Origin of the sequence: Aerococcus viridans, from assembly GCF_001543285.1 — a bacterium.
In the GTDB taxonomy this organism is placed as follows: Bacteria; Bacillota; Bacilli; order Lactobacillales; family Aerococcaceae; genus Aerococcus; species Aerococcus viridans.
This window is the reverse complement of sequence record NZ_CP014164.1, coordinates 1400573-1414489: the sequence shown is the minus strand read 5'-3', so window position 1 is coordinate 1414489 and position 13917 is coordinate 1400573. Positions and strand designations below refer to the sequence as shown.

Annotated in this window: 13 protein-coding genes; 11 read left to right on the top strand and 2 right to left on the bottom strand. The window is 40.2% G+C overall.

The window, feature by feature from the left end; all coding sequences use genetic code 11:
* The first annotated feature begins 157 nt into the window (after positions 1-157).
* The 9 genes from AWM76_RS06750 (at position 158) to AWM76_RS06710 (ending at position 9018) form a co-directional block, all read left to right on the top strand.
* A complete protein-coding gene (locus AWM76_RS06750; RefSeq protein WP_003141776.1) occupies positions 158-913 on the top strand; it encodes a sugar phosphate isomerase/epimerase family protein in 756 nt (251 codons plus the stop codon).
* Between the two features lie 170 nt (positions 914-1083).
* On the top strand, positions 1084-2226 hold the full coding sequence (gene tgt, locus AWM76_RS06745) for a tRNA guanosine(34) transglycosylase Tgt (RefSeq protein ID WP_039935073.1): 1143 nt from the start codon (positions 1084-1086) through the stop codon (positions 2224-2226).
* A 169-nt stretch (positions 2227-2395) separates the two neighbouring features.
* On the top strand, positions 2396-2773 hold the full coding sequence (gene yajC / locus AWM76_RS06740; protein WP_060779364.1) for a preprotein translocase subunit YajC: 378 nt from the start codon (positions 2396-2398) through the stop codon (positions 2771-2773).
* Between the two features lie 53 nt (positions 2774-2826).
* The gene (locus tag AWM76_RS06735; RefSeq protein ID WP_106427277.1) at positions 2827-3108 is read left to right on the top strand and encodes a post-transcriptional regulator; all 282 of its coding nucleotides are present in this window, start codon (positions 2827-2829) and stop codon (positions 3106-3108) included.
* A gap of 223 nt (positions 3109-3331) precedes the next feature.
* Positions 3332-3979, top strand: coding sequence for a metal-dependent transcriptional regulator (locus AWM76_RS06730; protein WP_003141768.1), 648 nt, complete (start codon positions 3332-3334; stop codon positions 3977-3979).
* A gap of 39 nt (positions 3980-4018) precedes the next feature.
* Positions 4019-5293, top strand: a complete 1275-nt coding sequence (gene dinB, locus AWM76_RS06725; protein ID WP_003141767.1) for a DNA polymerase IV — start codon at positions 4019-4021, stop codon at positions 5291-5293.
* A 39-nt stretch (positions 5294-5332) separates the two neighbouring features.
* Positions 5333-6652 (top strand): DRTGG domain-containing protein, encoded by a 1320-nt coding sequence (locus tag AWM76_RS06720; protein ID WP_039935070.1) that lies wholly within the window; start codon positions 5333-5335, stop codon positions 6650-6652.
* 68 nt (positions 6653-6720) lie between these two features.
* Positions 6721-7683, top strand: a complete 963-nt coding sequence (locus tag AWM76_RS06715; RefSeq protein WP_003141763.1) for a DHH family phosphoesterase — start codon at positions 6721-6723, stop codon at positions 7681-7683.
* 261 nt (positions 7684-7944) lie between these two features.
* The gene (locus AWM76_RS06710; RefSeq protein ID WP_003141762.1) at positions 7945-9018 is read left to right on the top strand and encodes a BMP family lipoprotein; all 1074 of its coding nucleotides are present in this window, start codon (positions 7945-7947) and stop codon (positions 9016-9018) included.
* A 151-nt stretch (positions 9019-9169) separates the two neighbouring features.
* On the opposite strand, the gene zwf is transcribed toward AWM76_RS06710, so the two are convergent.
* A complete protein-coding gene (gene zwf / locus AWM76_RS06705; RefSeq protein WP_039935067.1) occupies positions 9170-10636 on the bottom strand; it encodes a glucose-6-phosphate dehydrogenase in 1467 nt (488 codons plus the stop codon).
* A 196-nt stretch (positions 10637-10832) separates the two neighbouring features.
* On the opposite strand from zwf, the gene AWM76_RS06700 reads away from it, so the two are divergent.
* Entirely contained in the window at positions 10833-12185 is a 1353-nt protein-coding gene (locus tag AWM76_RS06700) for a DEAD/DEAH box helicase (protein WP_003141758.1), read from the top strand.
* A 64-nt stretch (positions 12186-12249) separates the two neighbouring features.
* On the opposite strand, the gene AWM76_RS06695 is transcribed toward AWM76_RS06700, so the two are convergent.
* A complete protein-coding gene (locus AWM76_RS06695) occupies positions 12250-13062 on the bottom strand; it encodes a DUF1189 family protein (protein WP_235585486.1) in 813 nt (270 codons plus the stop codon).
* Between the two features lie 225 nt (positions 13063-13287).
* On the opposite strand from AWM76_RS06695, the gene AWM76_RS06690 reads away from it, so the two are divergent.
* Positions 13288-13893: a superoxide dismutase gene (locus AWM76_RS06690; RefSeq protein WP_003141755.1), complete on the top strand. Its 606-nt coding sequence runs from the start codon at positions 13288-13290 to the stop codon at positions 13891-13893.
* The last annotated feature ends 24 nt before the right edge of the window (positions 13894-13917 follow it).

Sequence of the window (13917 nt, the reverse complement as noted above, 5' to 3'; positions counted from 1 at the left end):
GACAATAGTCGCTTAGCATTAACCGCACATTTTGAGAAGTGTCGGACAATTCTGACTATGGGAACCTGATATCACGACTTTCTTAGCATGCAAAAGGGGCTGTGAGACAGCCCCTTTTAGTTTATCCGAGTTTTAAATCAGAGAGGAAGTATCAATAATGAACTGGGTTTTAAATACAATTGCCTCTGGTGAATTGATGGCACAAGAAAGTTTTGGGCAATTAGATATAATTGGTTCTGTTAAAGGGTTGGGTTTTGACAATATTGAATTGAGAAGTGAGTACTTTGACGGTTCAGATCAAGAATTGGTGGACCTAAAAGCTGCAAACAAAGAAGCGGGCTTAACTGTTTTCCTTTCTGTGCCAGCACCTTTATTTGAAGAAGGTTTGGTGAACCCTGAATTAGAAAACTTCTTTGAATTGGCTCAAGCGGTGGGCGCTGTACAATTGAAGGTCAACTTAGGTGCCTACAGCCCAGAAACAGTGGCGCAAGATATGATCCTAGTCTATAACTTAATTGATCGTTTCGGTATTTCTCTAGCCTTGGAAAATGACAACACACAAGCAACAGGCGCTAGCAACCACTTTAAAGCCTTTTTACAGGATAATGGCAACGACAAAGTGGGGATGTGCTTCGATGTGGGCAATTTCTTATATTTCGATGAAGATCCAGTAGCCGCGGTGAAAAATGTCTTACCATTGGTCCATTATGTTCACCTAAAACAAGTGGAACAAGCGACCAATACTAGTTTAGCAGGCTTATCGGTAGGGGACGTGGACATTGTTGCCGTCTTGAAAGAGATAGACCCAGCCATTCCTGTTGCGATTGAGTGCCAATATAAAGCTTCTGATATTGCGGAAGTTGAAGGACAAATCAAAAACGATATCGAAAATATCCTATCTGGCTTAAATTAGAAAACAGCTAGAAAGGCCTATGAAGTGGCCTATACCCCTTGCTTGCAGGCCGGATGCATGGTAACATTGTTTGGTTGTCAATATGTTGGACTAGGTAGAAATCTAGTCGTACACACATCAATTATTTTGATTCAAAAAGTAGCATGTGTGGTAGAAAGAAAGGAATTCTAATGACGAGTAGTGCATTAAAATATACATTACATAAAAAAGAAAAGCATACGGGTGCGCGTTTAGGCCAAGTGGAAACCCCTCATGGTACGATCGAAACACCGGTATTTATGCCTGTTGGTACGCAAGCATCTGTAAAGGCTGTGTCTCCTGAAGAGTTAACGGATATGAATGCCCAAATCATTCTGTCTAACACCTATCATTTATGGTTACGTCCAGGTGATGACCTAGTCAAAGAAGCAGGTGGCTTACATCAATTCATGAACTGGGACAAACCAATTCTAACCGATTCAGGTGGCTTCCAAGTATTCTCGCTGGCTGATTCTAGAAAAATTGAGGAAGAAGGGGTCACCTTCAAGTCTCACTTAGACGGTAAGAAATTATTCTTATCACCAGAAAAAGCCATCCATATCGAAAATAACTTGGGTGCGGACATCATTATGTCATTTGACGAATGTCCAGACTTCAACCACGACCACAACTACGTTGAAAAATCGATTCACCGTACAACACGTTGGGCTGAACGTGGTTTAAACGCCCACCAACGACCAGATGACCAAGCATTATTCGGGATTTTACAAGGTGCTGGCTATAAAGACTTACGTCTACAACACGCCAAAGATATGATTGGTTTGGACTTCCCAGGTTACTCAATTGGAGGTTTATCAGTTGGTGAATCGAAAGAAGATATGTACAAGGTTTTAGATTACCTAACACCTGTCATGCCTGAAGACAAACCGCGTTACCTAATGGGTGTCGGTAGTCCGGATGCCTTGATTGAAGGGGTTATCCGCGGTGTTGACATGTTTGACTGTGTATTGCCTACTCGTATTGCACGTAACGGGACTACCATGACCAGTCAAGGCCGTGTAGTCATCAAAAATGCCCAATACGCTCGTGACTTCACGCCATTAGATCCAAATTGTGACTGCTACACTTGCCGTAATTACACACGCGCTTACATCCGTCACCTATTGAAAGCCAATGAAACATTTGCACTACGATTAACGTCAATCCACAACTTGCATTTCTTAATCAATTTGATGGAGCAAATTAAAGACGCTATTCGCGAAGACCGTCTATTGGACTTTAGAGATGAATTCTTCTTGCAATATTACGGCAAGGTTCAAAAAACCGCTTTCTAGGTCAAGACCCTTCCTTTTGAAAAAGGGCTAGGTGCGGACTTGCTAAAACTTTTGCCGCAGAAGGCTAAACTTATGTAAATAGCGGGTACTTTATGGTACGATTATGCTACTGATGAAAAAAATTAAGCGTTCATATGTGAACAAATAATCAAACAGGAGGTTATTCTTAATGGGAACAATATTATATATCGTTGTTTTAGTGGCTTTAATGTACTTCATGTTAATTAGACCACAACAAAAACGTCAAAAAGAAACACAAGAAATGATGGCTGCAATGGCAGTTGGTGATTCAGCAGTAACAATCGGTGGTTTACACGGTGTCATTGCTGAAATCGATGAAACTAAAAACACTATCACTTTAGACTGTGAAGGCGTCTACTTAGTATTTGACCGTCGTTCAGTTGCGCGTACGCAAAAAGCTGACCCAATGAATACTGAAATGGCTAACGACATCATGAGCGATGCTGCTGAAGAAGAAGCACGCGAAAATGATGTAGTCATTGAAAATGTAGGAGCAGGCGACCACCAAGAGGACGATCAAATCTAGTCACAGCAACCGCTTGATTCAGAATGATTGAACCTTTCGTTACGGAGGCCATTATGAAAGTTTCGAACTTTGAATTCCTGTGTCTTCGTCCATGGTTTCTTTCAAAATCTCAAAGTATTAAAAAACAAGGATATAATGGGATAGAATGGCAAGACATTGAAGAATATTTTAAAGATTTTGCGTGGAAACGTCAGGCACCAAAGAAATTTAGTGCCCGTATTCAAGAAATTAAGAAGTTACACGCGAATGACTATTTAGATTATGCAAAATTACAGGCGACGGTATATGACGTTCATCCGTTAGATGAAATGAATATCGACGACTTTTTAAAATAGCATGATTTCAGAAATGAAAGATTGAGAAGGGTATGACAAAGTGTCATGCTCTTTTTGATTGTGCTAGATTTAGGTATTGCTTTTTTTCTTAAGAGTCATCGTTAAGAAAATAACATTTTTTTTAGGTATATCTATAAAAACAAAGTAGGTAATTTCCAAAAACACCTAAAAATAAGGTATAATAGTACTAATGAGCGTAAGCATTGAGGAAAGGTGATTAACCATGTCAAAAAGTAGAGAAGATTATATGAAAGTCATATTTGAGTTCGGTGGCAAGATGGACCGTGTAGGCAACAAAGCCATCAGCGAAGCCCTAAATATTTCCGCAGCCTCTGTAACTGAAATGATTTCTAAATTACAAGAAGAGGGTTGGGTCACTTACATTCCTTACCAAGGTGTCCAATTAACTGAAGAAGGAATTAAAATGGGTGCTTCTTTAGTACGTCGTCACCGTTTATGGGAAATGTTCTTATATGAAAAGTTAGGTTATAACTGGGATCAAGTTCATGCGGAAGCTGAACAGTTAGAGCATACTGGGACAGAGTTCTTCATTGACCAGTTAGATGAATTCTTAGGTAAACCTGTATACTGTCCGCACGGTGGGGCTATTCCTGATAAGGATGGCGTGATGGCTAAAGAGGCTACGGTGCCCTTAGCTGACTTAGCGGTTGGTGATAAGTTTAAAATCCAACGTGTGACAGATGATAAAGATTTATTAAACTACCTAGATAAGTTAGATATTAAACTAGATAAAAAATATACGATCGATGAAATTGAAGCTTTTGACAAATCCTTTACGATTTCGCGTAAAGGGGAATCAATTGTATTGAATCCTAAGGCGACTGTGAATATTTTTGTCGACGAAGACTAATCATCACAAGTAACCCAGTGTTTAAAGGGGGTAGGTGTCATGCGCACGATAGGGATATTATCATTTGAGGACCCAAAAATTGATGGGTCTAGGAAAATATTACATGTCGATATGGATGCTTTCTTCGCCTCGGTTGAACAAAGGGATAATCCTGCTTATCGAGGAAAACCGGTGATTATTGCCCGCCATCCAAAAGAGAATTCTGGTAAGGGTGTTGTATCAACGGCTTCTTATGAAGCGCGTAAATACGGTGTCCACTCAGCCATGTCTGCGGCTGAGGCTTACCGCTTATGTCCGCAAGGGATTTTTGTGTCGGGCAACTATGCCTTATATCGAGAGGTATCAGAACAAGTACGGGAAATTTTCAAGCGGTATACAGATATTATTGAACCCCTTTCCATTGATGAAGCCTTTTTAGACGTCACTGACAATAAGAAGGGGATTCCTTACGCCATGGACGTGGCCAAGGAAATCCAAGAAACCATCTATAAAGAATTGAATTTAACTTGTTCGATTGGGGTGTCTTATAATAAGTTTATTGCCAAATTAGCGTCTGACTATCAAAAACCATTTGGTATGACGGTCATTACACCAAAACGAGCGATTCCCTTTTTAGAGCAATTACCGATTGAAGATTTTTATGGGGTCGGAACACGGTCGGCTGAAAAAATGCATGAACTGGCTATTTATACAGGCGCAGACTTGAAGAAATTGTCCCAAGATGAATGCATTCAGTACTTCGGTAAAGCTGGTTTGGCTTTGTATGAAAGGGTCCGCGGTGTTGATGATCGGCCTGTTAAAGTCACCCGGATCCGTAAATCGATTGGAAAGGAGCGGACCTTTTATCCTTTCCTTTACCATGATAATGAGGTGGAAGAAACCTTGCGTAAGCTAGCCAATTCTGTGTCTGATGCCTTGAGTGAAAAGGGCATGCACGGAAAAGTGGTGACTTTGAAGTTTCGGAATGCGGATTTTGAGACGGTTACACGGCAGACGTCACTTGTGGACGCCATTTCAGATAGCCAGGATATTTATTTCTACGCCTTGGACCTATGGCAAACATACGGGGATGTCAGTCAAGGAATCCGGTTGCTTGGGATTACGGTGAGTGATTTGTCGCAGTTAGCTTTTGAAAATATTCGCTTGAATTTATATACCAATGAAGCAAAAGAAGCGGGAACCCTGGCCTACAAATCCAACACATTATTAACAGAGAATGGAGATATATACGAAAATAAAAATATAAAAGAAGATGCAGCAATTCAACCTGCCCCAGATCAGACGTCATCTAAAGAAGAGAATGATGACGAATAGAACCGAATGGGTCAGATTTTAAACGGAGGAGCAATGCCAATGGCAACTAAACACGAACAAATCATACAATATATTCAAAACCTCCCCATTGATGCCAAAATTTCGGTTCGGTCTATCGCACGCAATTTGAAGGTGTCAGAGGGGACAGCTTATCGGGCGATTAAATCTGCTGAAAACTTGCATTTAGTGGCGACCAAAGAGCGGGTGGGAACCGTCCGAATTGAAGAAAACGAAAACCGCCGCATGCACCATTTAACCATCGAAGAAATTATCCAGGTAACGGATTGTCAGGTCTTGGGTGGGGCTTCAGGTGTGAGCCGTCAGGTCCGTAAATTTATTATCGGCGCCATGGAAGCGGACGGGATGCGTCGTTATATCGAACCAGATTCCTTGATTATCGTTGGTAACCGTGATGAAATTCAACGGATTGCCTTGGAGAATGACGTCGCTGTCTTAATATCGGGTGGCTTTAAACCCTCAGATGCCATTGTGGACTTGGCTAACAAGCGGGAAGTACCACTTTTAAGTGTCAACTTCGATACCTATGCAACGGCTACTTTAATCAATAAAGCTATGATAGAACGGTCTATGCAGAAGGATATTTTACTTGTTGAAGATATCTACATTCCGCTTGAGCAAACGCAATTTTTATACACGGATGACACGATTACGGCCTACCGACAATTGTCAGAAAACTCGGGGCATACCCGTTTTCCAATTTGTGAAAGAGATGGTAAGTTAGCGGGAATCTTAACAGCTAAGGATATCTTAGATTTCGCACCGGATACCCGTTTAGCTAAAGCTATGACATCAACACCGATTTCGGCTAAGAAGCCAATGAGTGTTGCTTCAATTACACATATGATGATTTGGGACGGGTTAGAAATACTACCGGTTGTGGATGAAGAGGATTATTTACAAGGTATCCTATCTAGACAAGATGTCTTACGGACTTTACAGTATACTCAACAAACGGAACAGAGTGAAAACCGGATTGAGATGCTATTAGCTGATAAGTTGAAATTTGTTGCACAAAATGAGGATATGACAAAAGCTCGCTACCGATTTCTAAGTGATGTTTCATTAACGAATGATTTCGGTGCCTTATCTAATGCCTTACAACATAGTATTATCCAACTATCGGTTAAACAATTTGTCAAGAAGATGCAAGATAAATCAATTGTTGTCGATAAGGTAAGTGCATATTATTTAAAATTAGTACCCTTACAATCTACCATCGATATCGTCTTAGAATTCTTAGATGTTTCTAGACGGTCTATGGAGATTGATATTACGGTTTACCACGGCAAGCAAGTGATGACTAAAGCCTTGGCAAGTGTGAAAACACTGACCAATTAATGACGAATCTGTCAATCAAGGGTATAATGATAAAAGAGAAAATTTTTAGGACTTAGAAAGAGGTCAATATGTTAGATAAAATATTAGCGGCAATTGAGGCACACGATACTATCATTATTCATCGCCATGTTCGCCCAGATCCGGATGCGTTAGGTTCGCAAATGGGATTAAAGGCAGTTTTGGAAGAAACTTACCCACATAAATATATCTATGCAGTGGGGCAAGATGACGATTCATTAGCAGAATTCGGGGATATGGATGATGTTTCGGATGATACTTACAAGCAAGCACTTGTTATCGTGAACGATTCAGCTAACCGACCACGGATTGATGATCAACGGTATAAAAAAGGGGCGACCCTTGTCAAAGTTGACCACCATCCGAATGAAGATCCATACGGGGACTTTATGATCGTTGAGCCAAGTATCTCATCGACGTCAGAATTATGGGCATCTATTGTTTTGCGTGAGGACAACAAGTTGCAAATGAATGATGAAGCAGCTAAATGCTTCTTCTTAGGAATTGTCGGGGATACTGGTCGTTTCTTATATGACAACACAACCCGCGATACTATGCACATTGCCGGTGAATTGTTGAACTACGACTTCCCAGCTTCTGACTTGATGCAAGAATCGAATACACAAACTATTTCTCAAGCTCGCTTGCAAGCTTATGTCCTACAAAACATGAAATTGTCAGCACAAGGGACTGTGAATTCAGTTTATATTTCACAAGATTTATTGCAGTCGCTTGATTTAACAGCCAATGAAACCTACCAAATAGTCCAAATTCCAGGAACGATTGAAGGGGTTATTACTTGGGTAACCTTTATCGAACAACCAGATGGGAAAGTACGTTGCCGAATCCGCTCTAAAGGGCCAGCAATCAACCATATTGCTGCACAACATGATGGTGGTGGCCACGAGAAAGCCTCAGGCGCTAACGTTTATTCTTCAGAGGAGAAAGACGAATTATTAGCGCAACTAGGTGAAGTGGCTATGAAATACCGTCGCGACCAATTTTTTGACTAATAGAAAAATAGGCTATAGCTTTCAAGACCCCAGCCTGGATGTAAAATTCAGTTGCGGTCTTTTTTTGTTCGGCTTTACAAAGTGAATCGGCTATTTCACTGAAATTATAGCGTGTAAATGTGTAATATAACGAACAATAATAAATAAAAAAACATATACATATGGATTTAGTGATAAAACTATGCTAAAGTAATGGAGTAAAGAAAAGAATAACGCGAATAAACGAACATTGCCGTTTTTCGTTGGGAGGAAAATCGATTCATGTCTTCAATATTTAAGACCATCCTTATTTCAAGCGCTGCCTTACTTTTAGTGGCCTGCCAAGGGCAAAATGCCGGTACGGATGCCAATGCTGGCACAGCGTCATCATCCAGTTCACAAGCGAGTGAATCAACAGCTACTGATGCCTTATCAATCGGTATGGTAACCAATGAAGGGGGCGTTGATGACCGGTCGTTCAACCAATCTGCTTGGGAAGGGCTACAAACATGGCAAGCGGAAACTGGAGCCAAGGTCCAATACTATGAATCACCTGATCAATCTGAATTGATTCCTAATTTAAATGTTGCGGTTGCAGACCAATATGATATTATCGTTGGTCTTGGGTATACAACTGCAGAAGCCTTAAGTGAAGTGGCTTCGCAAAATCCTGATCAAAATTTCGCTTTGATTGATGGGGAAGTTGACCTAGACAATGCGGTATCTATCGCCTTTAAAGACCAAGAATCTGCCTTCTTAGCAGGCGTTGCGGCTGCTTTAACTACAGAAACGAATCAAGTTGGTTTTATTGGTGGGACTAGAATTCCAGTGATTGACCGTTTTGAAACAGGTTTTAAAGCGGGTGTTGCCTATATTGACGAGAATATTGAAGTAGAAAGCCAATATACGGAGTCGTTTAGTGACGCCTCTAAAGGGCAACAAATTGCTAATGCTATGTATACGCAGGGTATTGACGTGATTTATACAGCTGCTGGCGGGTCTGGTAACGGTGTTTTCACTGAGACCCGTAACCGTCTAGAAGCTAATTCAGAAACGCAATTATGGGTGATTGGGGTTGACCGAGATCAAACTGACGAGGGTGAGTGGACTGGTGGCAACTTTACCTTAGCGTCGACCCTTAAAGATACTGGGGCAGCTATTATTGCTTTAGCCGAGGAAACAAGAGACAATGCCTTTCCTGCAGGTGAAAATTTAGCTTATGGCTTGGAAAATGATGGCGTTTCGCTAACTCAAGGACAATTATCAGACGAAGATTGGGCGCAAATTGAAGAAGCTAAAGCAGCCATTATCGCCGGTGACATTCAAGTGCCAGAGTTCACTTACTCTGAAAGTTAGTTTGCTTATAAGGCAATTGAAACCAGGTGCGTTAAACTAGTGAACACAAAAAACCAGGAACCGCGATTTTCATCTTCGTTCCTGGTTTTGTTTATATGGATTAGATTGTGTGAAATATACTGTTTCTTCTATAAGGCAATGTTCAATAAAACTATTTTACCCAAACATGGCCATTTTGGCGTAATAATTCATCCGCTTCCTTAGGTCCACGTGTTTTACCAACATAAGTAGGTAAGGTTTTAGTGCCTGCATTTTTCCAGTTGGCAATGATTGAATCAACAATTCGCCACTGTTCAGCCAATTCATCCCATGTAGAGAAGTTGGTTTGGTCACCGATTAAGGCATCGTAAATCAATTTTTCATAAGCATCTGGTACATAAGCAGCGTTTAATTCGTCTACATTAGAATGAATAGACACCAGTGTTGGCAATAATTCCTCACCAGGCAATTTTTGATTTAGGTTAAAGGCTAAACCGGTTTCTGGTTGGATGTTGAAGGTGATGCGACTTTGACTTGGGTTACACCCTTTATCGATGTCTGTTTTATCACCGGCATCTTTTAAGATAATTTCAACAGTTGTCCGTTTGTCATCTAAGGCTTTACCTGTTTTGAAGTAGAAGGGTACTTGGCCCCAACGGTCGTTATTGACTTGGAAATAGCCCGCTAAATAAGTTTCAGTCACAGAATCAGGCGCGACCTCATTTTCCTCTAAGTAGTTGATGAATTCACCATCTTCACTTGCAAGGTATTGGGCACGAATGGTTTGTTTAGCTGTTTGGTCTGCTGTTAATGAATCGATTTGTTTCAAGAAAGCTAACTTATTGGCATGTACATCGTCTTGGTCAGGTGAAGCGGGTAGGTCCATACCAAGTAATGTCGCCACTTGTAGGATATGGTTTTGCAGCATGTCACGAATAGCACCTGATTTGTCGTAGTAACCACCACGGCTACCAACTGGCATGTCTTCTGCTAAGGTGATTTGAATATTTGAAACGAATTCTTGGTTTAATAAAGCTTCAACTGCAGGGTTAAAGAAACGTGTCGCTAAGATATTTTGCACCATTTCTTTACCAAGATAGTGGTCAATACGGTAGATATCTTTTTCATCGAAAGAAATCGCTAAGGCATCATTTAATTCTTTGGCTGATGATAGGTCAGTACCGAATGGTTTTTCTAAGATGACTCGGTGTGTACCGCCATCTGTCACAATCTCAGCATCTTTCAATCCCTGGGTAATTTCAGGAAATAGGGCTGGTGAAGTCGATAGGTAGTATAAATTTTTCTCACCAGTATTAAATTCATTTCTTAATCTTGCCATTTCATTATTCAAATGCTCATAATCATCCGCTTGAGTGGCGTCATGAGATGTGTAGAAGAAATGTTTGATAAAGTTGTTGATTGTTTCTTCGTCTGCTTCTTGGTCAGAAATTGAATCTAAGACGATATCACGGAAATAATCGTCAGTCCATTCACGTCTAGAGTTTCCTAGCAAAGCAAAGTTTTCAGATAATAATTGACGCTGATATAAGCGGAATAAAGATGGGTATAGTTTACGGCGCGCTAAATCTCCCGCTGCACCAAACATAACGATAAGCCCACCAACTTGTTTGTTAGTCATTATGCTACATCCTTTCATAGTTCATCATCAATTATATACGAACTTTCATCACTTACACAAGAATTAGTCCTAACTATTCTTAGTATTTTTTAATATTCTATTGTTTTCGATTTAAGAAGGATAATGGTACAATAATACGGATGAGCAAAAAGAACCGTACTTGCCTAAGCTGGCAAGCAGAGAAAGGTGGGAGACCATGTCTTTTACACAATTTAATTTAAAACCATTTATCAACGACGCACTCGCAGATTTAAATTTCTATGAGCCGTCTCCAATTCAAGCAACAGTTATTCCAGTGATTCAATCAGGCCGCGATGTCATTGCCCAAAGCCAAACAGGATCAGGAAAAACGCACGCCTTCTTATTACCACTTTTAAATAAGATTACAGCTGAAAACCACACGCAGTTGGTTATTACAGCACCTAGTCGTGAACTTGCGGAGCAGTTATACCAAGCTGGCCGTCAAATCTTGTCATTTTCAGATGAAGATTTACATATCGAGCGCGCTTTTGGTGGGACAGATACTGTTAAACAAGCCAACCGTTTAGAAAATGCCGTACCACAAGTCGTTGTTGCGACACCAGGACGTCTATTAGACTTGATTAACAACCAATTGATTTCTGTACACCAAGTAACAGATTTCGTTGTCGATGAAGCAGACATGACCCTTGATTTAGGTTTCTTAAATGAAGTTGACCAAATTGCAGGCCGTATGCCAAAATCATTGAACATGTACGTTTTCTCTGCAACTATTCCGGACAAATTGAAACCATTCTTGAGAAAATATCTAAGCAATCCTGAATGGATAACAATAGAAGCCCGTCACAAAATTTCAGATACCATTGATAACTACTTGGTACCTGTTAAAGGGCGCGACCGTAAAGCATTGTTATTCGATACCTTAACAATTGGTCAACCTTATTTAGCTTTAATCTTCGCCAACACCAAGGAAACTGTACAAGAATTGTACAAATACTTGAAATCTCAAGGCTTAAATGTCGGTCAAATTCATGGTGATTTACCAGCTCGCGAACGTCGCCGTGTAATGAAACAAGTACAAAACTTGGACTTCCAATACGTGGTGGCAACTGACTTAGCTGCTCGTGGGATCGATATTGATGGTGTGTCTCACGTAATCAACTACGAAGTACCGAATGAATTAGAATTCTTCATCCACCGTGTAGGCCGTACTGGTCGTCAAGGTAAACCAGGTACTGCCATTACCTTCTATATTCCGGATGAATTAAAAGATATTGAATGGTTGGAGAACAAAGGGATCATCTTTGAAAATAAAGATATCAAAGACCATCAATTAATCGACGGTAAAGACCACGATGCCCGTGCTGCCCGTCAAAAAGCACCTGAAGTTGACCATACTGTAGTTGGGATGATTGAACGAAACAAACGTCGTAAAGTCAAACCAGGTTACAAGAAAAAATTAAGCCGTCAAATTTCTAAACATAACAAAGACAACCGCATGGCTGACCAACGTAAAAAACGTCGTGACCAACGTCGTAAAAACAAAGAAGACAACCAAGTGGATTTCTAAATTTGAATAACAAAAAATAGCGGCTAGAACGTTTTCGTTCTAGTCGCTATTTTCTTTTCCGCTGTTATTTTTGTATTTTGATAACTTGTACTTTTTTTAATAGTCGCCATAAACGAATCAAGGCGAAGATATACATAATTTCCAACTGATAGACAACATAGAAGCCAAATAGGTTAAAGATGGTAATGACCATTAGTGGCATGGTTAATGACGCAAGGGCTAAAGAAAACCGCATTTTAAAGGTTAGTCTTAACCGAGTTGAATCAGGTAGCATACCAATTACTAGGGCAATCATCAGGCCAGCTAGCATTAGATTTAATAGGCTTGATAGGGCCACAATGATGAAGATAATCGGGTAGTAGGCCCAAGTTAGGCTAGTCATTGACTGGATAATGCCTTTGACGCCATCGCTATTGGCAGCGTCACCTAATTGTGTGTAGGTGAAGGCAATCGGTTGGCCCATGAATGATAAAGTTAGGTTATCTGAGTTGTTTTCAACAGTAATCAGATTGTTTTGACTAGTCGTCACTTCTTGATTGGCGATTTCATCATTTGGATCAAAGGCATAGGTCATCAGGTCAGTTTCAAAAATGAAGGCCGATTGGTCATCGCTGGTGGCTATCTTGCCATCTGTGACTTGATAGTCAGGGATTTGATTAACGATTGATGTTGCGTTGGTTTCTAGTAAATCAAATACTTTCAAGGTGTCGAAGAAGGTCGGAATTGCTGATATACCTGCAATTAATAGGGCATAGACCAACATTCTTTTAAAACTATAGGAAATGACACGGATAATTTTTGGATAATTCAATAGGGCATCGTATAAGATGACGAGGATATTGCTTTCTTTCATACATTCGCTCTTTTCTGTTCTCATATTCCCACTCTTAAATGGTGGATCTGGAAAATGACTAAGCATTCTCACGTTAACATTCATTATAACAAAGATTGGTCAAAAACAATGAACGGATGATTGGAAAAGGAAAAAGTTTTCTTAAAAATAAGTGAGCGCTTTAAGTCGATTCCTTTGAATTTTATGTTCTGACTTGATATAGTGATTTTAGTAAGAAAATAATGATAAGTTTTATAGGAGGAATTTTAAATGGCTTTTGAATTACCAGAATTACCATACGCTTATGATGCATTAGAACCGTATTTCGACGAGGAAACAATGCACTTGCATCATGACAAACACCATAATACTTATGTAACAAATGCAAATGCAGCTTTAGCAGGTACTGATTTAGCAGACAAATCTGCTGAAGAAATCTTATCTAACTTTGACGCTGTACCTGAAGATAAAAAAACTGCTGTTCGCAACAATGTTGGTGGACACGCAAACCACACATTATTCTGGGAACAATTCGCAGCAAATGCCGGCGGTGAACCTACAGGCGCTTTGAAAGAAGCTATCGACGCTAAGTTCGGTTCATTTGCAGACTTCCAAGAAGCATTCAAAACTGCAGCAACTGGTCGTTTCGGATCTGGTTGGGCTTGGCTAGTTTTAGCTAACGGTGAAGTGGCAATCACTTCTACACCAAACCAAGACTCACCATTAATGGATGGTCAAACACCATTATTAGGTATTGATGTTTGGGAACATGCCTACTACTTGAAATATAAAAACGTTCGTCCTGACTACATTGCAGCATTCTGGAACATTGTAAACTGGGATGAAGTTGCAAAACGTTTTGACGCAGCAAAATAATGTGATCGCCATTAAATTGGTAAT

Coding starts and splice junctions, on each gene's coding strand:
- AWM76_RS06695 (WP_235585486.1), bottom strand. CDS start 13,062: ATGAGAACAGAAAAGAGCGAATGTATGAAAGAAAGCAATATCCTCGTC.
- zwf (WP_039935067.1), bottom strand. CDS start 10,636: ATGACTAACAAACAAGTTGGTGGGCTTATCGTTATGTTTGGTGCAGCG.
- AWM76_RS06735 (WP_106427277.1), top strand. CDS start 2,827: ATGAAAGTTTCGAACTTTGAATTCCTGTGTCTTCGTCCATGGTTTCTT.
- dinB (WP_003141767.1), top strand. CDS start 4,019: ATGCGCACGATAGGGATATTATCATTTGAGGACCCAAAAATTGATGGG.
- AWM76_RS06715 (WP_003141763.1), top strand. CDS start 6,721: ATGTTAGATAAAATATTAGCGGCAATTGAGGCACACGATACTATCATT.
- tgt (WP_039935073.1), top strand. CDS start 1,084: ATGACGAGTAGTGCATTAAAATATACATTACATAAAAAAGAAAAGCAT.
- AWM76_RS06690 (WP_003141755.1), top strand. CDS start 13,288: ATGGCTTTTGAATTACCAGAATTACCATACGCTTATGATGCATTAGAA.
- AWM76_RS06730 (WP_003141768.1), top strand. CDS start 3,332: ATGTCAAAAAGTAGAGAAGATTATATGAAAGTCATATTTGAGTTCGGT.
- AWM76_RS06720 (WP_039935070.1), top strand. CDS start 5,333: ATGGCAACTAAACACGAACAAATCATACAATATATTCAAAACCTCCCC.
- yajC (WP_060779364.1), top strand. CDS start 2,396: ATGGGAACAATATTATATATCGTTGTTTTAGTGGCTTTAATGTACTTC.
- AWM76_RS06700 (WP_003141758.1), top strand. CDS start 10,833: ATGTCTTTTACACAATTTAATTTAAAACCATTTATCAACGACGCACTC.
- AWM76_RS06710 (WP_003141762.1), top strand. CDS start 7,945: ATGTCTTCAATATTTAAGACCATCCTTATTTCAAGCGCTGCCTTACTT.
- AWM76_RS06750 (WP_003141776.1), top strand. CDS start 158: ATGAACTGGGTTTTAAATACAATTGCCTCTGGTGAATTGATGGCACAA.